Source organism: Taurinivorans muris, assembly GCF_025232395.1.
GTDB lineage: Bacteria > Desulfobacterota > Desulfovibrionia > Desulfovibrionales > Desulfovibrionaceae > Taurinivorans > Taurinivorans muris.
Map to the genome: position 1 here is coordinate 1306189 of NZ_CP065938.1, position 21907 is coordinate 1328095.

The 21907-nt window shown below is 45.8% G+C and carries 13 protein-coding genes; 9 read left to right on the top strand and 4 right to left on the bottom strand.

The window, feature by feature from the left end; all coding sequences use genetic code 11:
- Positions 1–9 precede the first annotated feature (9 nt).
- Positions 10–231 (top strand): hypothetical protein, encoded by a 222-nt coding sequence (locus tag JBF11_RS06240; RefSeq protein WP_334314635.1) that lies wholly within the window; start codon positions 10–12, stop codon positions 229–231.
- A 9-nt stretch (positions 232–240) separates the two neighbouring features.
- Here the strand turns inward: JBF11_RS06240 and trmFO are convergent, their stop codons facing one another.
- Complete coding sequence (gene trmFO, locus JBF11_RS06245) at positions 241–1737, bottom strand: methylenetetrahydrofolate--tRNA-(uracil(54)-C(5))-methyltransferase (FADH(2)-oxidizing) TrmFO (RefSeq protein WP_334314636.1); 1497 nt, start codon at positions 1735–1737, stop codon at positions 241–243.
- A gap of 195 nt (positions 1738–1932) precedes the next feature.
- On the opposite strand from trmFO, the gene JBF11_RS06250 reads away from it, so the two are divergent.
- From JBF11_RS06250 to JBF11_RS06285, 8 genes are all read left to right on the top strand, one after another.
- Positions 1933–3996 carry an elongation factor G gene (locus tag JBF11_RS06250; protein ID WP_334314637.1) on the top strand — a complete coding sequence of 688 codons (2064 nt, stop codon included), beginning with the start codon at positions 1933–1935 and terminating at the stop codon, positions 3994–3996.
- A gap of 134 nt (positions 3997–4130) precedes the next feature.
- Positions 4131–5039, top strand: coding sequence for a PP-loop family protein (locus JBF11_RS06255; protein WP_334314638.1), 909 nt, complete (start codon positions 4131–4133; stop codon positions 5037–5039).
- Between the two features lie 275 nt (positions 5040–5314).
- Positions 5315–6295 carry a TAXI family TRAP transporter solute-binding subunit gene (locus JBF11_RS06260; protein ID WP_334314639.1) on the top strand — a complete coding sequence of 327 codons (981 nt, stop codon included), beginning with the start codon at positions 5315–5317 and terminating at the stop codon, positions 6293–6295.
- A gap of 86 nt (positions 6296–6381) precedes the next feature.
- Positions 6382–8487 (top strand): TRAP transporter permease, encoded by a 2106-nt coding sequence (locus JBF11_RS06265; RefSeq protein WP_334314640.1) that lies wholly within the window; start codon positions 6382–6384, stop codon positions 8485–8487.
- Positions 8488–8499: 12 nt separating this feature from the next.
- Positions 8500–8997 (top strand): glycyl radical enzyme family protein, encoded by a 498-nt coding sequence (locus JBF11_RS06270; RefSeq protein ID WP_334314641.1) that lies wholly within the window; start codon positions 8500–8502, stop codon positions 8995–8997.
- A gap of 491 nt (positions 8998–9488) precedes the next feature.
- Positions 9489–10805, top strand: a complete 1317-nt coding sequence (locus tag JBF11_RS06275; protein ID WP_334314642.1) for a Na+/H+ antiporter NhaC family protein — start codon at positions 9489–9491, stop codon at positions 10803–10805.
- 62 nt (positions 10806–10867) lie between these two features.
- Entirely contained in the window at positions 10868–12238 is a 1371-nt protein-coding gene (locus JBF11_RS06280) for a sodium-dependent transporter (RefSeq protein ID WP_334314643.1), read from the top strand.
- A 27-nt stretch (positions 12239–12265) separates the two neighbouring features.
- Complete coding sequence (locus JBF11_RS06285; protein WP_334314644.1) at positions 12266–13633, top strand: sodium-dependent transporter; 1368 nt, start codon at positions 12266–12268, stop codon at positions 13631–13633.
- 67 nt (positions 13634–13700) lie between these two features.
- Here JBF11_RS06285 and JBF11_RS06290 read toward each other — a convergent pair whose 3' ends face one another.
- From JBF11_RS06290 to JBF11_RS06300, 3 genes are read right to left on the bottom strand one after another with little or no spacing between them, the layout of a single operon-like run.
- Complete coding sequence (locus JBF11_RS06290; protein WP_334314645.1) at positions 13701–16940, bottom strand: PD-(D/E)XK nuclease family protein; 3240 nt, start codon at positions 16938–16940, stop codon at positions 13701–13703.
- 2 nt (positions 16941–16942) lie between these two features.
- Entirely contained in the window at positions 16943–20560 is a 3618-nt protein-coding gene (locus JBF11_RS06295) for a UvrD-helicase domain-containing protein (protein WP_334314646.1), read from the bottom strand.
- The gene (locus JBF11_RS06300; protein ID WP_334314647.1) at positions 20557–21858 is read right to left on the bottom strand and encodes an ATP-dependent 6-phosphofructokinase; all 1302 of its coding nucleotides are present in this window, start codon (positions 21856–21858) and stop codon (positions 20557–20559) included. The genes JBF11_RS06295 and JBF11_RS06300 overlap by 4 nt, the downstream gene beginning before the upstream one ends.
- Between the last annotated feature and the right edge of the window lie 49 nt (positions 21859–21907).

Below are 21907 nucleotides of genomic sequence, written 5' to 3' on the forward strand. Positions count from 1 at the left end.
CGGAGTTCCATGCCGGACGGGCTTTATTATCAAAGCCTGCTTGCACTTCCCCTGCAAGAAAACGCGCTGTCCGATGTTGCCGGATATGTGCAATTTTCCAATGTATTTGAAATAAATAATCAAAATGCGGAGATTTTTGATAACAACTTTCCGTCTAAAGAAAAGCGCATTCTGCCCTCACAAAAGGAATTTGAAAAAGCCTGCTCTTTACCTGACAATGCTGAATACTGACAGCAGTTTTCAGTTATCCCAAAAATGCCGTTTCCATTCCGCAAAATCCCGTTTGGCACGCTCCGCCATGAGGGTTTTCCTATTGGCTTTTTTAGTTTTTTCCTCTAAATCGGGCATAAGTCCGAAATGAATATTCGAGGGCTGGAACTGTTTCATTTGCGCATTTTTCAAATGGTTCATCAATGCCCCTAACGCCGTTGTCAAAGGCAAATCTTCAAGCTCTTTTCCAAGCAGGCGGCTGGCGAGCTTTATTCCCGCCCATAACCCGCAGGCGGCTGATTCCACATACCCCTCGACACCTGTGATCTGCCCTGCCAGAAGAATATGTTCATGCCCCTTTATGGCTAAATTGCCGTCCAAGCATTTGGGCGCGTTGACATACGTATTCCTGTGCACGGAGCCGTAACGCAAAAATTCCGCATTCTCAAGTCCCGGAACCAAGCGAAAAACACTGTCCTGCGCCTTGTAGGTCATTTTGGTTTGGCAGCCTACCAAATTAAACGCGTCAGCACTGGCATTTTCCGCCCGCAGCTGCAAAAGGGCGTAAGGGCGCCTGCCGGTTCTCGGATCTGTAAAGCCAACAGGCTTCAGAGAACCGAATGTCAGCGTTTTTTCCCCGCGTTCCGCAAGGGCTTCAATGGGCATGCACCCTTCAAAATGCACTTCTTTTTCAAAATTGCGGGAAGGCACCTTTTCCGCATCAAGCAAAGCCTGATAAAATGCCTCATACTCGAATTTATGCATGGGGCAGTTTAAATAATCGCCGTCGTTTTCTTCCTGCATTTCTTGCTGTCCGCCCTTTTCCGCGGCCTGCTTCTGTTTAAATTCCAGCATTTCCGCCTGCATTTTTTCACGCCATTCTTTTGACAATTCCGCACTCCGCGCAACTTCGTCATTATAAGGCGGCGGTGCGACATTATCATAACGGGAACCGCGGAAAATACTATCCGTATTCAAAGATTCGGCAGAAACAATCGGTGCAATGGCATCATAAAAATAACAATATTCACTGCCCACGGCAGCGGACAAAGACTGCGCCAAACTTTCGGACGTGAGCGGTCCCGTCGCCAAAACCACATATTCCGCCCCGTATTCCGCTTTCAAGGCTTCAATTTCTTCCAAATTCCGCACGCTTTTGCGGATAAGCCGTATATTGGGATTTTCTTCGACTTTTCCTGTCAGAGCCTTTGCAAATTCTTCCCTGTTCACGGCAAGAGCTTTTCCCGCCGGCACGCTGTGGGCATAGGCAGCAGCCATAACATGGCTGCCCAGTTCGTGCATTTCCGCCTGAAGCAGACCGATACCCGAACTTTGCGGACCTTCATCGCGCATGGAACGGAAAGAGTTGGAACAAACCAATTCTCCCAAATATCCGCTCACATGGGCGGGAGAAAACTGTATCGGTTTCTGTTCAAACAAAAAAACGGTGATTCCATGTTTCGCCAAATACAAAGCACATTCGCAGCCTGCCAAGCCTCCGCCGACCACAAGTACGGTTTTCGCCATAACTATCCTTTTTCACATGATTTCTGTTGTCATATTTTCATTATAAGGCTCACAAAACCGCGGGCAAGTCAAGTTTTTTTTCTCAATGCTTGACAAATTGGTTGCAAACACAGTAAAACGTATACTAGATAGAAAATTATTTCCGCATGGAAAGAATGCATATATTTTCTATTAATTTCAAGTTAGGAGAGCAGTATGTCAAACTCTTTGCAAAATCAACGCACGTATGCATTTATCGGAACAAGCGGCTGCGGTAAAACGTCCATTGCCGAAATGCTTTTATTTCAATCCGGCATTATCAACCGTTTAGGATCCATTGAAGACGGTACGACTGCTCTTGACTATGAGCCGGAAGAAATTAAACGCCGTGGTTCAATCCAGCCGGGTTTTGCAAATTTCACTTGGAATAAAAACCCCCATTCTTTAATTGATATTCCCGGAGACAATAACTTCAACGCCGACACGGAGCTTTTGCTCAAAGCCGTCGACGGTGCGGTATTGGTTATCGACGCCATTGACGGCGTGCGTCCTCAAACCAAAAAAATGTGGGCGTATATCCAGCAGGAAAAACTTCCGACCATTGTTTTCATCAACAAAATGGATCGGGAACTCGCTAATTTCGATATGGCGTTCAACAGCCTTTCCACCACGCTCGGCATGAAACCCGTTGTGTTCTATATGCCTATTATCGAGCATAATGAATTTGTCGGACTTATCGATATTTTCCCCGCGAAAGCCCTTTATTTCATCGGGGACGGCAAGGTCGAGGAAAAGGAAATTCCCGATGAACTCAAAGACGAAGCCCATTTGCTCCGTGATATTTCAGTGGAAAACATCGCCGGCTCAAGCGAAGAACTTATGGAAAAATTCCTTGCGGAAGGCACACTTTCCATGGAAGAAATCCATAACGCCCTGCGTTCTGCGACAATACACCGCGACATTGTGCCCGTTTTGGTGGGCAGCGCTTTGGCGAACAAAGGCGGACGCCGCCTGCTCAATTCCATTGACGCGTACATGCCTTCTCCTCTTGATAGGGCTCCTTACGAAGGCAAAGACGGCAGCACCCGCAAGGCGGACGATGAAGCTTGTTCCGCTTTTGTCTGCAAAACCCTCAACGATCCTTTTGCGGGACACATCAATATCATGCGCGTGATTTCCGGTTCCCTTTCTTCCGATTCCACCCTTAAAAACGTCTGCTCCGGTGAAAATGAAAGAATGAGTTCCTTAATCACCCTGAACGGAAAAGTGCAAAATCCATGCAAAGACACATTGCACGCAGGAGCGGTTATCGCTGTCGCAAAGCTTAAAAATACGCAAACAGGCGATACCCTTTGCGATGAAAAAGCACCCTTTGAAGTGCCTTGTCCGGACCCGCTTCCGCAGCTTATCAGCTATGGCGTAAAAGCCGCCGTAAAGGGTGAGGAAGATAAAGTTTTTGCCGCAATACAAAAACTCACGGAAGAAGATTTAAGCCTGAAACTCACCCGTGACGAAGAAACGGGCGACACCCTCCTTTCCGGCATGGGACAGCTGCATATTGAAATTTCCGTTGAAAAGGCGAAACGCCGCGGCAAAATCGAAATCGAGCTTACCACGCCGAAAATTCCTTACCGCGAAACCATCAAAGGCAAAGTGCAAGTGCAGGGCAGACATAAAAAACAATCCGGCGGAAAAGGCCAGTTCGGGGACTGCTTTATTGAAATGGAACCGCTGCCGCGCGGTGCAGGCTATGAATTTGAAGACGCCATTGTCGGCGGCGCAATTCCGAAACAATATATTCCCGCTGTTGACAAAGGTATTCAGGAAAGCGCAAAACGCGGTTTCCTTGCCGGTTATCCGGTCGTCGACTTCAAAGTGAAACTCTATGACGGCTCTTACCACAACGTGGACTCTTCCGAAATGGCGTTCAAATTAGCCGGTTCCGTCGCTTTCAAAAAAGCCATGGAAGAATTGAAAGTCGTTCTTCTGGAACCTATCGCCCTTGTCACCATTTCCATTCCTGACGAATATATGGGGGATATTATCGGCGATTTGGCTTCAAGGCGCGGAAAAGTTTTAGGCTCCGACACAGACAAAGGCGTTACTGAAATCAAAGCCAATGTGCCTATGAGCGAAATCATGCAATATGCTTCGGATTTAAGAAGCATGACCGGCGGACAAGGCTTATTCCTCATGGAGTTTGACCATTACGACGAAGCTCCGCAGCCCGTTGTGGAAAAAGTCATTGCCGAATACGAACAAAGCAAGTCGGAAGATTAATACCTCACCCCCATAGCTTTCCCTCTTCGCCCCCTTTTCCAAGGGGGCTTTCCGGTTTTGCCGAACTTAAAAAACATTGACCAAAAAAAAAGCCTGTGGCAAAACAATTTCCTACCCGCCCTTTTGGAGAAAATATGAAGTGTACACGCTGTAAAGCCACTGCCATTATTGATTTGCCCTCACACAATTCAGCATTTTGTGAGGAATGCTTTATCCGTTTTTTTGAAAAACAAGTCCAAAAAGGCATTGAACAGCATAATCTTCTTGAAAAAGGCGAAAAAGTGCTCGTCGCCCTTTCCGGAGGCAAGGATTCCCTTGCCCTCGCTCTTGTTCTTTCGCGTTTGGGCTATGACGTTACGGGGTTGCATATCGACCTTTCCATTGGTATTTCTTCTGAAAAGGCACGGGCGGTGGTGGAACGTTTTTGCGAAAAACACGCCATTCCCTTAATCATAAAAGAAATGGAAAAAGAGGGGCTCGCCATTCCGAAAGTCAAAGCCCGCCTTAACCGCCCGATCTGTTCCGCATGCGGAAAAATCAAACGCTATTATTTCAACCAGACCGCCCGCGAACTCGGCTTTGACGCTTTAGCCACCGGACATAATCTGGACGACGAAATCGCCCGCCTCACGAGCAATACCCTGCGCTGGGACAGAGCTTATTTAAGCGACCAAGGACCGGTTCTTCCCGATGAGGAAGGGTTCCGCAAAAAAATCAAACCCCTCTGGCGGCTGAGCGAATATGAAACCGCCCACTATGCTTTTTTAATGGACATAGAGAACCATTACGCCCCATGTCCTTACAGCACGGGGGCGAGCTTCTCCGTCCTGAAAAGCCTTTGGATTGATTTGGAACTTGCCATGCCGGGACGTAAGCTTGATTTCTATCAGGGCTTTTTGGAAAGGGGTAAACCTGCGTTTTTTACGGAAGAGCAAAACAAGGGAAAAGAATTGAGCCCTTGCCCCCGATGCGGTTACCCCACGTCTTCCGGAGATTTGTGCGGAGTATGCAGGATAAAACTTGCCGTGCAGGAAAATGGCTGATTCGACAAGAAGTACAATTTTGTAAAAATTTTATTTTTATTTTCAGCCTCTGCAAAATTGTACAAAAAAATTTTTATTTTCCCAATATTCTTCCAACCATGTAAAATACGTATGCTATTTAAAAATAACTTTCATAATATCAAGCCATTACCCATACTTTTTTCTTACCGGAAAATCCCTTGCGTCCCTGCATTTTTTTTGATAAAACATTTTTGTAAAAACAAATAACAATACTGTTAATTCTTTACAAATTCTATCTTTTTATGGAGGAAGCAATGCATAAAATTTTTAACCGCTTTGCTCTTGCTTTGTTGGGTCTCGGCATGTTTTTCACGCCGGTAAGCGCAGAAGCCAAAACAACATTCATCACCATCGGAACAGGCGGTATTACCGGAGTGTATTACCCTACCGGCGGCGCTATCGCAAAAATCGTGAATGACAGGGCTGACGAATTCGGAATCAAAGCAACCGCCGAAGCGACAGGCGCTTCTATTTTCAACATCAATGCGGTGAAAGGCGGAAACCTTGATTTCGGTATCGCCCAAGCTGACAGCCAATATCTGGCATATAACGGCAAAGGAGAATGGGAAAACGCCCCCATTGCCGAACTCCGCTCCGTATTTTCCCTGGCTCCTGAAATGATTACTTTTGTCGTTGCGGAGGATTCCGGCATTAAAAGCATTGACGGCGTAAAAGGAAAAACAATCAATATCGGCAACCCCGGTTCCGGAAACCGCCAAAACGCCATTGATATTTTCAACGCCCTCGGCATCAACTATGAAAAAGATTTCAAAGCGGAAAGCCTGAAAGCCGCCGATGCTCCCCGCATGCTCCAAGACGGACGTATTGACGGCTTCTTCTATACTGTCGGACATCCGAACGGAAACATCAAAGAAGCGACTGCGGGCATGAGAAAGGCGCGTATCATCCCTATTCCTGAAATCAAAGCCCTTTTCGACGTCGCTCCTTACTATTCCATGGACAGTATCGACATGGCGCAATATCCGGAAGCAACCAACGCAAGTGAAGGCAAAATCCCCACTGTCGGTATGAAAGCAACCCTCATCACTTCCGCCAATGTTGACGAAGAAGTTGTTTATAACCTTACCAAAGCGGTTTTTGAAAATCTCGAGGAACTCCGCACGCTCCACCCCGCCCTTGCCAACCTTACCAAAGAAGGCATGCTTGAAGGTTTGTCCGCTCCGCTCCATAAGGGCGCTGAACGGTATTATAAAGAAGTCGGCTTAATAAAATAAGCCTTTCCTGCTCAATACGGGGGGAAGCAATTCCCCCTTTTTTACGGCAAAATTTGTTTTGCACGCTTTTTATTTAAAGGTCGCTTATGAAAAGAAAAAAAGAATCAGCATTTAAACCCGACTCCTATCGCGAAGAAATGCTCAAGGTCGAGCACGGGCTTCGGGGGGAAGGATCCGGCTTTACAGAAAACCTGACCCTCATTATCGGGCTCATGTGGTCTTTATTCCAACTCGCGTCAGCAGGTTTCATTCTTATTGACGCCATTTTCGTCCGTGCAATTCATTTGACTTTTGCCATCAGTTTGGTTTACCTCAATATTCCCATGCTCAAGCAAGGCAAAACAGGCGACTGGGACAAGCGCATTTTGCTGGCGATGAACAGAGTTACCGTCATTGACTATATTTTTGCGATTTTTGCGGCTTTTTCCGCCCTTTATATCATTCTTGATTATACGGGTATCGCCTCACGCGCGGGGCTTCCCATCACCCGCGACTTGATTTTCGGCTTTTTGCTGATCATTTTATTGCTGGAAGCGACACGCCGCGTTATCGGCCCCGCTCTTCCGACTATCGCCACAGTTTTTATCGTGTATGTTTTTTCAGGTCCGTATTTGCCTGATTTTCTGGCTTTCAAAGGAGCGAACATTTCCCGTTTCATTTCGCAAATGACCATGGATTCCGAGGGAATTTACGGAGTCCCTCTGCAGGTTTCCGCAACGGTCGTTTTTCTCTTCGTTTTGTTCGGCACCATGCTTGAACGGGCGGGCGGAGGACAATTTTTTATCCGGCTCGCCATTGCGGGCTTAGGGCATTTCAAAGGCGGCGCCGCCAAAGCCGCTGTTTTGGGCAGCGCCCTGACAGGCATGATTTCCGGTTCGAGCATTGCAAACGTTGTGACAACCGGTACGTTTACCATCCCTCTTATGAAAAAAATGGGCTACCCTTCGGCAAAAGCGGCGGCTATTGAAGTTGCCGCCTCGACCAACGGACAGCTCGCCCCTCCGGTCATGGGCGCCGCAGCCTTTATTATTGCGGAATACGTCAACGTTCCTTATATCGAAGTCGCCAAAGCCGCCGCCATTCCCGCGTTTGCGTCTTATGTGGCTTTGCTTTGGATCACCCACGTCGAGGCGAGCAAGCTCGGCATGCAGGGACTTCCCAAGTCAGCCTTGCCAAACGCCAAGGAAACCCTCAAAGAAGGGTGGATTTTTTTAATTCCTATCTGCATGCTGCTCTATGAACTCATTTTCGCGCAGCATTCAGCCGAAATGAGCGTTTTCAGAGCGATTTGCGTCCTAAGCGTCATGATGCTCGGGACAAGTTTCATCCGAAACCGCATATACGGGCTTTCCCGTTTCGAATGCGCGAAACTGGCGCTCAAAGAATGGCTTCTGTCCCTTTCGGCAGGCGCTACCAACATGGCGGGAGTCGCCCTTGCCACGGCCTGCGCCGGCATTATCGTCGGCTGCATTTCTCTCGGTCTCGGACAGCAAATCACGACATTTGTCGAAATCCTGTCCATGAACAATATCATACTGCTCCTTGCCATTACCGCCATTGCCAGTCTTTTGCTGGGTATGGGGCTGCCCACCACCGCAAACTATATCATCATGGCATCGCTCACCGCTCCTATTTTGGTCCGTCTTGCCTCCAATGTGGATATTCACGGCGTGGACCTTGCCGTTCCGCTTTTAGCCGCCCACTTGTTTTGCCTGTATTTCGGCATCTTAGCGGACGATACGCCTCCCGTAGGCCTTGCCGCCTATGCGGGAGCCGCCATTGCCGAAGCCTCCCCTATCACTACCGGTATCCAAGGCTTTTGGTATGACATCAGAACGGCGATTTTGCCTTTGATGTTCTTTTTCAACCATGACATCATTTTATGGAATATTCATTCATTCCCCATGGGAATGTTCATTTTCGGAATGACGTGCCTTGGAACTGTCTGTTTCGCCTCTTTTACACAGGGCTGGTTCGTTAATAAAAACAATACGTTGGACAAAATCATTTTGGCACTTTGCACAGTTCTTTTCCTCAATCCGTTTTTAATCACCGGGTTTATTCTTCCTTATGAATACCGCTATGCCGGCTCCCTAGTCGGCATGGCACTTATGGTTTTCGTTTATTGCACGCAAAAAGCGCGCCCCAATACGGTTAAACCTTTAAAAATGCCAAAATATGAAAGCATATAAGGGAAATGAACTATGCGATTTACCAAAAACACCCATAAAAACACCATTCCGAAACTCAACAGGCCTATCCATACGTTCCAAAAAAAACGGCGTTTGCAGAAACACGGCAAAGAACCCGTGCTTGTCTGTTCCAAATGCAAAACGGTCTTTCCTGAATTTCTGGCGCGTTGTCCCGAATGCGGAAGCCGCGACTGGCAAGGCTTATCCGAAGTCAACCCTTACAACAACGCCCCGCTGGAACAATTTTTAAAACTTTGCGGCCACCTTATGTGGCTCGGCGGCTGCATTGCCTGCATATTCCTTTTATGGCAAACTACTTCGAACGATAAGTCCTATAATGAACTGCTCATTTTGTCGGCTATCTTGGTTGCCGCCTTCGGGGTTTTCGCCTCTGTCGGCTATTTTGGATTAAGCGAAATCACCCGCCGTGTCGAACGCATTCAAAAGCGTTTGCGTGTCTTCCATGAAAATTTCCGTATCCATCAAAGAAAACCGCGCTATAAGCATTGATAATGTTCCGATACATGAATTTTCCAAAGCATACCGCTTTGGAAAATTCATGTTAACCATTTTTTTATATTCTCTTCATAGCAAACACCGCGCCCTAAAAGCAGCAGAATTTATGCCGGCAGGACTTTTTTCAAAAGGAATATGTGAACATTCAATTCCGGCAATTCCCCTGAACGGGGGAATACCCCCTTTTCCGCGGTAGAAAAATTAATTTTGTAAAAACTATCAGAGCAAAAGCATTATTTTTACAAATTTGTAAATTCAATACGTATTTTTTCTTGTCTATCCTCACCCCGGCATATTTTCTTTTTTTCAATATCCTTTTCAGGATGTCAATGTTTCATTCATGAATAAACTCATAATTTAAAAAAGCGGTATCCATTCAAGCACATTCTCCATAAAAAATTTACCAATTTTGTTAAAAAATACTTGAGTATTAAGATATTTTGATATAGTAATACTGCATATAAACTCTAAAACAGGGAGCCGCTATGAATACACCAAGCCCTAAAGCTTCTGCTTTATTGCCACTTATCGTATTTTTAATACTTTTCATAGGAACCGGTGCATATTTAACCTTTCAAAATGTCAATATGGCATTTTATCAGCTTTCCGCCGCCGTCGCTATCGTTCCTGCCATCATTATCGCCATCGCGCAGTTCAAAGGCAAGCTCAACCAGAGAATCGCCCTTTTCCTGCAAGGCGTCGGCGAAAGCAATATCATTACCATGAGTTTCATTTATATTATGGCGGGCGCTTTCGCTGCCGTGGCAAAATCCATTGGAGGCGTCGACGCGACAGTGAATTTCGGGCTGTCTTTAATCCCCGTTGATTTCATTGTTCCCGGATTTTTCATTATTGCCGCCTTTATTGCCACAGCAATGGGAACAAGTATGGGAACCATAGCCGCCATCGCCCCGATCGGGCTCGGTATCAGCTCACAGACAGAAATCAGTTCTGCGCTTATGCTTGGCGTGATTGTAGGCGGAGCAATGTTCGGCGACAACCTTTCCATGATTTCCGACACCACCATTGCGGCGACAAGAACACAAAACTGTGAAATGAAAGATAAGTTCATTTTTAACTCCAAAATCGCCCTGCCAACCGCAATTGTCACTATCGTTCTTCTTTATTTTACGACATCCAGCCCCTCAGCCGTTGAAATTCACGACTACGAATTTATAAAAGTTCTTCCGTATATTACTATTTTAGTCATGGCAGTCTGCGGAGTGAATGTTTTTGTCGTTCTTTTGACCGGAATAGTTTTCAGCGGCATAATCGGCATTTATTCCATTGAAGATTACGGATTTTTAACGTTCAGCCAACACGTTTACAACGGTTTCGCAAGCATGAACGAGATTATGATACTTTCCATGATGCTTGGCGGACTTGGCGAACTTATCAAACAAAACGGCGGTATCGCCTTTGTTTTGCAAGCCATTGACAAATTCGCAAAAAAGAACAGCGACGAACACAGCCCCAAAACCGGTGAATGGAGCATAGCAGCCCTTGTGAGCTTTGCCGATATTTGCCTTGCGAACAATACTGTCGCCATTATTTTAACAGGCGGGCTCGCCAAAGAAATCAAAGACAAAAGCAAAATCGACCCCCGCCGTTCCGCAAGCATTCTCGATATGGCTTCCTGCGTATTTCAGGGACTTATCCCCTATGGCGCCCAGCTTTTGCTTGCAGGTTCCCTATCCAAAATATCGCCTATGGAAATTGCCGTGAACAACTGGTATTGCATTCTTCTTGCTCTTGCCGTCATCTTATCCATCAGCTTCGGATTTCCCAAGAACAAGGCTTAAAAGTTTATATTGAAATTCCTTTACTCCTCTGCTAGACTAAATACTTTACAAAGGGTTAACTTATGACGAAACAATCAAGAGAAGAACTTGCCACACGCCTCGGCTTTCTGCTCCTTTCAGCCGGCTGTGCCATCGGACTTGGAAACGTTTGGCGTTTTCCTTATATTGCGGGGCTTTATGGCGGCGCATACTTTTTAGCAACCTATTTTTTCTTCTTGCTTGCCGTGGGGCTTCCTATCATCATCATGGAATTTGCCATCGGGCGCGCTTCCCGAAAAAATATGGGCAATGCCCTGCACATGCTTGAACCTATCGGTACAAAATGGCATAAATCAGGCTGTTTCGCACTTATCGGTTCAACCATACTGATGATGTTCTATGTGCCGGTTTCAAGCTGGCTTATCGCCTACTGCTATCACACGGCGACGGGGGCTCTGAACTTGCCTCCGCAGGAAGTAGGCACGTTTTTCGGCACCATGCTTGCAGAACCGATACCCATGATCAGCTGGTCTTTGCTTGTCATCGCAATCGGCGTCGGCGTCTGCTCTCTCGGAGTGCAAAAAGGCGTTGAAAAAATCGTTAAAATCCTCATGCTCGGCTTACTCGTTCTGTTGATCGTGCTTGCAGGAAATTCCCTTTCCCTTTCCGGCGCCGGCGAAGGCATACGTTTTTACCTTGCTCCCTCTTGGGAACGGGTGATGAGCGCGGGCTTCTTCAATATGGTCAACGACGCCATGAACCAAGCATTTTTCACCTTGAGCGTCGGTATCGGGGCTATGCTGATTTTCGGTTCATACCTCAACAAAAACAAAGCCCTCACCGGCGAAGCCGTTTATATCGTGGGTTTGGATACGTTCGTCGCCATTATGGCAGGTTTCATCATTTTCCCCGCCTGCTTCACTTACGGGGTTCAGCCCAATGCCGGTCCAGGACTAATTTTCATCACGCTTCCGAACGTTTTTAATGAAATGCCCGCCGGTAATTTCTGGGGAACATTATTCTTCATTTTTATGGCGGCGGCTTCCCTCACCACTGTCATTGCTGTTTTTGAAAACATCATTTCCTATTATATGGACGTGCACGAATGGTCACGCAGAAAAGCGACCGTTGTGACGGGTGTTTCCATTACCGTTCTCATGCTCCCCTGTATTTTCGGTTTCAACATCTGGTCGCATATCGCCCCCTTAGGCGAGGGTTCCAATATTTTGGATTTGGAAGATTTCATCATCAGCAACAACATGCTGCCTATCGGCTCTTTTCTCATTCTTCTTTTCTGCACAAGCCGTTACGGTTGGGGATACGATAAATTCCTTGAAGAAGCGAATATCGGCGAAGGCATGAAATTCCCCCGCTGCCTGCGGTTTTATCTGAGTTATATCTTGCCTGCCATCATGTTCTTTGTCTTCATTCAGGGATATGCCCGTTTTTTCTAACCCAGAAACAGCAAATAAGGATTTTTTATGAACAAAACAAGAGATCAACTCGCATCACGCTTAGGCTTTCTTCTGCTTTCCGCAGGCTGCGCCATCGGGCTTGGAAACGTTTGGCGTTTTCCCTATGTCGTCGGCAAATACGGAGGACTTCTCTTCCTTGTCGCCTACTTTTTCTTTTTGCTTGCAGTAAGCTTGCCTATCATGGTCATGGAGTTTTCCGCGGGACGCGCCTCGCAAAAAACAATGGCGCGCTGTTATCATGAACTCAGCCCCACCAAGAGCTGGCGCATGTTCAGCTGGTTCGGTTACGTTGGTCCGTTTGTTTTGATGATGTTTTATATTCCCATTGCAGGCTGGCTTGTCAGTTATTGCTACAATATCGCCATCGGCACCCTCGCCCCGCTGAACCCGCAGGAAGTCGGCGCGTATTTTGAAAATATGCTCGCGCAGCCGATCCCCATGTATGTCTGGGGGCTTATCGTCACGGGCATTTGCTATGTGATTTGCGCCCTCGGTGTGCAAAAAGGCATTGAACGCTATGCAAAATTCATGATGATGGGTCTTTTATTCATTCTCCTCGTTCTTGCAGGGCATTCGCTCACCCTTTCGGGCGTGAAGGAAGGCTTGACGTTTTATCTCGCCCCTAACTTTGAAAAAATTCAGGAAGCGGGTCTTTTCAATATGATTAACGATGCCATGAACCAAGCGTTCTTCACTCTCAGCGTCGGCATGGGCGGCATGATGATTTTCGGCTCTTACCTCAATAAGGAAAAATCTCTCACCGGCGAAGCTCTGTACATCGGCGCATTGGACACCTTTGTCGCCTTCATGGCAGGTATCATCATTTTCCCTGCCTGTTTCACGTTCGGGGTTGAGCCGGGCGCGGGTCCAAGCCTTATTTTTATCACCTTGCCCAACGTTTTCAATGAAATGAACGGCGGTTTGTTTTGGGGCACGTTGTTCTTTGTTTTCATGTCTTTCGCAGCCCTGACAACCGTTATCGGCGTTATGGAAAGCATTATCGCTTACAGCATGGACGCCCTGCACTGGAGCAGGAAAAAATCCATCAATATCAATTTCGGCGCCATGTTCTTCCTTATTCTTCCTTGTATTCTGGGCTTCAGCGTCTGGAGCGGCATCAAACCATTCGGTGAAGGTTCCGTCATTCTCGACCTTTTGGACTTCATCGTAAGCAACAATATTCTGCCTCTCGGAGGATTGATTCTCTTATTGTTCTGTACCCATAAATCCGGCTGGGGCTTTGAAAACTTCTGCAAGGAAGCCGACACGGGAAGCGGGGCGAAATTCCCCAAATGGCTGTATTTTTATCTTGCCTATATTTTGCCGTTCATCATCGGTATCATCATTTTGCAAGGTTATTCACGGTTCTTTTAAAAAATTTCACCCGCATATGCGGGTGTTTTTTTTATATGGACAAAAGGGGCGCCGTGCCCCTTTTTCTTTAACAATATTCGGCAAACGGACAATATCCGCAATACTTGCCCTCTTTGCATTTCCATTTTTCTTCCTTTACCATGTGGTTCAAGATAAAATGCAGGATAGTATCCATATGCTTTTCCCGCATATCTTTCAATATCTCCCACGCTGTCCGCCCGCTTTTGACATTTTCAGAAACAAGAGCAAGCTCACAGGGTTCTTTCCGCTCGCTTAAAAATATCCAAGACGCATTAATGTTCGCATTCCCGTCAACACGGTTTTGCTTATCAATAAAATCTCTTGCAAACAAATACAAATAAAAAGGCAATTGAATATCGGAAAGCTCCGCCGCCAATTCTTCAAAGCAGCGTTCCGCCTTTTCTTCCTGCCAATTTCCGTTCATTTCTGCCAACTCATGCAGCAGGCTCTCATTTTTCCATATTGCCGCCTGCTTTTTATTGATTTTCGTCGTTTTATAATCGACAATCCAATAACTGTCATCCCGCTTGTCTATCCTGTCGGCATATCCTATCAAATGAACGGGAACAGAAAAAGCCCCATGCCGCAATAAATGGGAAAACTGCTGTTCCAATGCAAGGATTTCAAGCTGGCTGGGCATTTCCTGACAATATTTGTTCAAAAAGTATTTCCCGGATTCCTGAAGCATGAAATAACTTTCGGCGGAAAAACACTCCTGCCAGTTTTTCTTGTTGAATTTTTCATGAAAACCCTGCAGCAGCTGCCGGGCGAACGCCTCATCATGCTTGACACGGCTTTTGCCTTGATACTGTTCTTTTAACAGTTCATGGATTTTCGTTCCGAAAAGCGAATGATTGTCTCCCGCTTCCGGCTCTTCCTTTCCGCCTATTTTCGCCAAATACTGATAATAAAACTTTACAGGGCATTGCAAATACGCGTTCAAACCTTTTGCGGAAAGCCCGAACGCAAGAACACTCTCCAGCGCGGCAAATAGAGCGCCGTTCATCGGAATACCGCGTTTTTTCCGCCGTTCGGGAACATTGAAACCGCAATCAACAGCCCTTAGAAAAGGAGTGCTTATCCCCTCTTTTTTATTGTTCTTTTCTTTTTCCCAAATCAATTCCTCAATAAAGCGGGAACGGATATTTTTTGAACTTTGAATTTCTGAAGAAAGCACGCCTTCCTGCCAATAGCAGTACACGTTTTCCGCCCCATTGATAAGCCGGTAAAAGGTATGGGCGACCAAAATCTCCCGGCTGTGCCTATCCGGCAAACCAATCATATTCCGAAGGGAATCGGGCATCAGCGGATCTTGGTTCTGCTGGGCGGGCAAAGCGCTCTCAATGCAGTCAAGTACAAAAACATTTTCAAAACGAAGCAAGCGGGTTTCAAGCATGCCGAGAACCTGCAAACCGGTTAACGGATCCGCCTCAAAAGGAACACGTTCCGCATGAACAAGCTGTTCCACAATACCGTATAACACTTTCAAAGGAAGTACCTTTTCCGCCATGCCGTTTTGCATGACGGAAGGCACGGTGTTTTGCAAAAATCGCACAAGCCCTTCCTTATCCAAAGGAAAACGATACCAAACCCCGGCTCCGTAACGTATTAAAAAATCAATCAACGCATAAAGCCGTTCGCCGATATCACGCAAATTTTCAACTTGTTCCCAGGAAAAAACCGTCAAATCGAAAAAATTGTCAATAAATTCTTCCAAGGTTTCATTCAACGCATAGGGCAGGTTTTCATTATCCAAATCAAAAAGCGTATTTTGTACAAAATCGGCACAATCCGCATACACGCCTTGTTCCGCCAATTTTTTCTCGGCATAATACAAAACTTTACGCCATGTGCTGAAATTATCATCGGAAACAGCGGCTTGCTCCGCCCTTGCCTTGGAATTTCCCTGCTTGCCCTGCCCCAAAAGCATTTTCGCGTAGGGGTGCCGCAATAAGGCGCGCAAATCTTCCGCCCGGTATGAATACCCGCCAGCATTTCCTTTTTTTTGCAGCTGCAAAGTGAAAATACATTCCATAAACTGCCAAAGCAGCGTTCTTTGTATGGGATAGCCAAGGGATATATTGATATTCTTATTGGGAAGCTCATGCAAAACAGGCATGAGCAAAGACGGGTTCGGCAAAACAACGGCACAGTAATCATCACGTTCCTGCGCAGTTTCAATATAAGGCATGATGTCTTTTTTTAAACTTTGCAGCTGCGAATGGACATCATAAGCGGGCAAAAAAGAAATTTTGGGTTTTCTTTCCCCGCCGGCGCCCAATAAATAAGCCTCTGCCCGCCATTTTTGCAGCCATTTCCCATGCTCTTCGCAGGAATAATGCAAAGCCCGGATATCGGTCACAAGGCGGCTGTCCGTATGAAAGCAAAGGCAGGCGCCCCGCTCCCAAAAATATTTCAAAATCACTTCCTCCGCCTGCGAAACAGACACGAACCCTGCGAAAATAATGCATTTTCCCTGCAATAAATAGGGCATGAAATCAGAAAAACACTCCGCATCTCCCTTATTTTTTTCAAAAGGCATATCTGCCATTTCAGGCGTTTTTCCATTTTGATATTGATAATAGGACTCGATATAGCGGGCTGTCCGAAAAAGACCATACGCCGGCGTTGATTGTCTTTTTTCCTGCATGGAACGCACATATTCCGTGAAAATTTCTTTCAAATCGGCAAGCAGGCTTTGGGCGAAGGGAGAAACCTCCCCGTCGGCATATTCAATATTCCTTGGAAAAATCAAATGCTGAAAACATTCTTCAAACAGCATGTCAAGGCTTTCCGCCCATGGGTAGAATTTCGCCATTTGCAAAACGCCGTTTTCTTCTTTTTTATAAGAAACATCTGTTTCACCGGCTTCCAATTGCCGGATTTCCACGCTGGCTGAAAAGTGGGTGTTCCTTTTCTTTTGCAAAATATTTTTTACGATTTCATATAATTTCGCATACCTATCCAAAGGTTCCTGCTCTGAAAACAAGGACTGCCCGCGCTCGAAATGATGCAGACAAAGCGCATAAAATTCCGAGCTTGTGTAAATCTGCGGCAAAATGCCTGCCTGTTGTTTCTGCCCTGCCGATTTTTTATAGCGCGCGGTCAAATACCGTTTGGGTCTGGCATTCGGAAAAACAAGCACTATGTCCTGCATGGAAATATTTTGCTCTTGTATGAAACAATCGACAAGTTCTTGAAGCTTATAAAGAAAATCATCTTGCCAAGAAACAACCGCAAACGGATTCTGTTCGTTTTGCCTATACTTTTTACAATACTGACGCATGGTTATTCACTCTCTACAATACAGCATTTCCGTACATCCAAATACACCAATAACCCGACCGCCTTTTTCCCTGTCGCTTTTGCCAACAATTCGACATAATTCAGAATTTGCTCCCTATTGCTCTTTATCGGCAAATCCTCTCCCGCATATCCTGTTTTATAATCGATGGCTATATAGGCGCTATCCTGATATTCCCTGCGGAGCCGCTCCGGCATTTCCACCAACAGGTCCACGCGGAACAAGCTGCCTTTTTCATCGGCAATCCCGTGTTCCTTATATCCATATTTAAACCACAAAGCGGCACCGCCAAACGGTTCTTCCAAAGAAGCGAACCACCGCAAATCTTTTTGCACTTCATCATACAAAACTTCATATTGGGAAGCATTGCCTGAAACAATGTTTTGCCCGCCGCTGTCCAAAAAACGCCCAAAAGGCAAATATTTCATCGCCTCATACACCGCCCGTTTGCAATCCTCGGCAATATTTCCGGAAAGCACTAAATACTCCAGACTCTTGTGAATAAGCGTTCCCCGTTTGTTAGCGGATAATTTCTTATGCCCCTGCACTTCCTCCAAATCGGAGCGGAAAATACGAAGCTGCGGCAGCCAGCCCATACTGTGTTCATAATCGACCGTTTCTTTCGGTTTTGCCTTTGTTTCCCTCTCTTTTTCCTTTTCCTTTCGGACAGGGCAAAGAATATGCGAAAGTTTTTTGGCAACATGGAACGCATCGTCAGCCAATATCCTGAGTTTCAAATCGTCGCCGCCGCCATTTTTCACCATATAGCCGGCAAGCAGCAAATCGACAGCTTGTTTTTTGTTTTCCTGCAAGCCCTCATACGTTTCATCCCCAAAAAGGGCATACTTCGCAAGCTGCAAGCTCTCTTCAGAAATAATTGGAAAATCGGATTGCTTGCCAAACCGCAGCAGGTTTTCATTTTTATCCAATTCCATTTCCGGAGATTTCTCAAGCTCATGAAGCAATGCGCCCATAAAACGGTAAAAATTCCTTTCCGTTTTTTCCCTGCAAACAGCAGGCATAAAAATATGCAATTCAGATTTAGCCCTTGTCCAAGCGACATACGTATCATTAATGCTTTCTTTGACTTTCTCCAGAAGCGCTTGCTCGTAACGTTCCGCGCATTCTTTGTTCAGCGCGGAATAAACGGTATACGTTTTACCCCCGTAAGGAATGCTCATTTTTTGAACATTGTCCGGAACGGCGATCCTGAAATCATGCCATGGAACAATAACGGCGTCATATTCCAAGCCTTTTGATTTATGAATGGTTAAAACGGAAACGGAATTCAAGCCTTCAGGCAAAGGGGCTTTTTCCTCATCCCCGTTTTCCTCCCACCACGACAGAAAGGCGTTTATATCGACAATGCCGTTCTCTTCCGCCAAATACGCAAGTTCTTTCAGGCGCAGCAAATATAAGGAAGCGTCGGGATTTCTCTCCAGTACCGCCATGCGTTCATACAGTTCGCACAATGTGTCATACGCTGTCAAAAGGCTTGCGCCGTCTACAAGCACATGAAAATATGTTTGCCACAAAAGAGGATATTTTTCTCTGAAGGCATTAAAACAAGCCCCTTTGCGTTCGGCAATCAAAAAATTCCATACTTCTTCCGCAGGACAGGCGGAGTAAAAATCTTCAAGAAAAATATGCCGGCTTAAAAGGACTTGGCAAAAAGCGCCGTCGTCCAGAGGATTTGCCAAAAAACGCAGAAAAGCCATCATTTCAACGATGACGGGGTGTTCTTTCAAGCCCAAACTGCCTTGGCTGACAACGGGAATGCCGTGACTCAAAAGAACCTGCGAAACCCGGGAAGCTTGTTCGTTTTTCACTGTCAAGATTGCGATTTTGCCGTATTCCTTATGTTTTTCATATAAATTCCGCACTATTTCCGGAAGCAGGGCAAGCGCCGCAATATCAAAATAATCTTCTCCCGGCAAAAAATGAACCTCGACAAGTCCCTCTCCCTCGGTCTTTTCTCTGCGGCTCTCCGGAATTTTTTGTTCAATAAATTCATAATCGGCTTTTAAACTTTCTTTCATTTCAGCAAAAAGCGTTTCCGAACTCCCCTCTTTCGCGGAATTTGGCAAAAGCAATTCCAATGCATTGCCTTTATCCAAATCCAACAGGCTTTTAAAAAAAACATTGTTCCATTGAATGATATTTCCCGCACTCCGCCAATTATAGGCTAAATTTCCCTCATTCAGCTTACCGGCGTAAGGAATCAATTCTTTCGGCGCATTATGAAAAAGAGAAGAATCTCCCCCCCGCCAGCCGTAAATAGCCTGCTTCACATCACCCACAAAAAGAACGGAACCGCCGTTTGCGAGAGCTTCAGCCGACAAATCTTTCAACGCTTTCCATTGCGCCTTGCTTGTGTCTTGAAACTCATCGTATAAAATATGTTTGAGCCTTGTTCCCAAACGGCAAAAAGCGGCGGAAACAAGCTGCTCTTCCTCTTTTTTCTGCACCAGAAAATCGCTTTGCAGACCGCATTCTTCCTTGCCGAGAAGCCATGCGATAATATGGGGCATTTTTTGCGTATTGACACGTTGCTCTTCTTGTTCGTAAAGAGTCAAGGCAAGATTGATAACACGGCTGAGTTTCATCAAAGGAAGATTTAAACGGAAACTATCCGACAAAAACTGCGCCTCACCGGCTTTCGCAATATTTTTTTTCAATTCCTCATACAGAAAAGAAGCCTCGTCTGTATCCGCTTTATTTCCTTTTAAAAGAACTTGGCTGAAATTTTCTTTTTTCAGGGTAGCCGAAGAAAAATCACCGTCAAACGCATTGTTCAGCGCTTTTTTAAAATATGCGTTCACGGCGATACCATCGCTCTCTATCAGATTTTGCAGGCTTTCCAAATTCGACTTGATGATAGTTGCGCATTTTTCCTTTTCTTGCCGGAAAAAAGCATAATTTTGTTCCGCTTCCCGTATTTCATCAAAAACAAAATAATGATTGTGCGTAATCGAATATTCGATAAGTTTAATAAGCCGTTCTTTCACGGATGATTTGGCAAAAAACGTGTCATAGTTATCGGAGTCAAACACGTTTTTGCAAAGTTCGTGAAAAACAGGCGCATAATTGATTGTTCCGCTTTCCATGCTTTCTTCGTTCGCAAGGCTTTCTTCGGCAAGACGGGCATAGAGTTCGTCAATACAGTCCCTGGAACCGAAACTTGCTTTAAAATGAGGGGAATATCCGAGTTCCAAAGCGAAAAGCCCTAAAATCTGATTGAGCAAACTGTCGATGGTCCGAATATTCAACGCCCCGTATTGCCGGAAAATACTTTCAAGCATGGCATGGGCTTGTTTTGATTTTTCTTCTTTTTCTTCTTCGCTTGCGCATGGTATTTCTTTAAACGCATACTGCTTTAAAATTTGAATTACTTTTTCTTTCATCTGGTTGGCTGCAAGATTGGTAAACGTAATCGCCAGCAATTCGGAAAAATTATATTTTTTCTTATTTGTTGCGGGCTTACAGCTTTCACAGGGGGCAAGATCGCTTGCAAAAAGCAAATCCACAAATTGATTGGTCAAAGCATAGGTTTTTCCGGAACCTGCTGACGCATTCATTTTTGTTAATGGATATTCAATCATAACATGCCTTTTAAATGCCCCTGCCCTGTCGCAGCCAAAACAGAATGCCAGTAATGCGAAGCAATATCCAGTTTCCTGCGCTGCTTGGTCACCAGTTCAAAAGGCAAATGCACAAAACGTCCCATAAGTTTTGACACCACCATTTCCGTCTTGCCGCTCATGCCTGCGTCAACCGCAAGCCGTCCCAAAAAACCGCAATAAACCCTGTCATGGGCATTGGCGGGCACAGCACGCACCATATAGCTGGGGTCGATATATTTTATTACCACGGGAAAATCTTTTTCCCTGAAATACGCTTTTATCTCTTTTTGCAAATAACCGCCGATATCCTGTAAAATAATATTTCCGGAACTGTCTTTCTGCCCGGTTTCCTGCATGAGGTATTGCCCCGCCCCCTCTGCGACCACGATGACAGCATGATGCCGTTTGGCAAGCCTTTCTTCCAAAGCGGGCAAAAGCCCTCCTTCCCCGTGCAATGCGAAGCGCACTTCAGGAATAAGCACAAAATTCACCAAACTTAAAGAAACAGCGGCATGGGCGGCGATAAAGCCCGACTCGCGTCCCATAAGCTTGACAATTCCTATGCCGTTATTCATGCCGACAGCTTCGGTATGCGCCGCCGCAATGGCTTTTGTCGCCTCGTCAACAGCGGTGGCGAACCCGAAAGACTGCTCCACAAAATTGATGTCATTATCGATAGTTTTAGGAATACCGATAACCGACAGGGTCAAACCATGCTCTTTCACCGCTGTTGAAATAGCCTTTGCGGCTTTCATGGTACCGTCGCCGCCAAGCACGAAAAGCAAATTAATCCCTTTCTCATTCAAAAAATCCGCTATTTCGTCAAAATTCTGCGCTCCGCGTGAAGAACCTAAAATTGTTCCGCCCAACATATAAATTGTTGAAACAACATCAGGGGTCAGCTCAATAAGCTTATGTCCGTATTTTTTAGGGATAAACCCCTCCAAGCCGTAAGGAATGCCGATAATGTCCCGCACGCCGTATCCATGCCATAATTCCATGACAATGGAACGGATCACATCGTTGAGCCCCGGGCACAAACCGCCGCATGTCACAATGGCGACCTTTGTTTTTTCCGGTTCAAAGAAAATTTTTTCTCTCGGACCTGCTTCCTGAAAATATAATGTGGCTGCGTCATTTTCCGACGCATTACCGCACGCTTTCATAAATTCTTCGGAAACATAAACAGGAATGTATTCGTCGCTGATGGCGCCATGCTTTCTCGGATTGTCAAAACCGCACTGCCCCAAGGTTTTTATCGTAAATGTCTTTTGCATAATTCCCCCTGTCTTCCCGCTTCTTACCTAAAAAAGAACGAACTGCCGC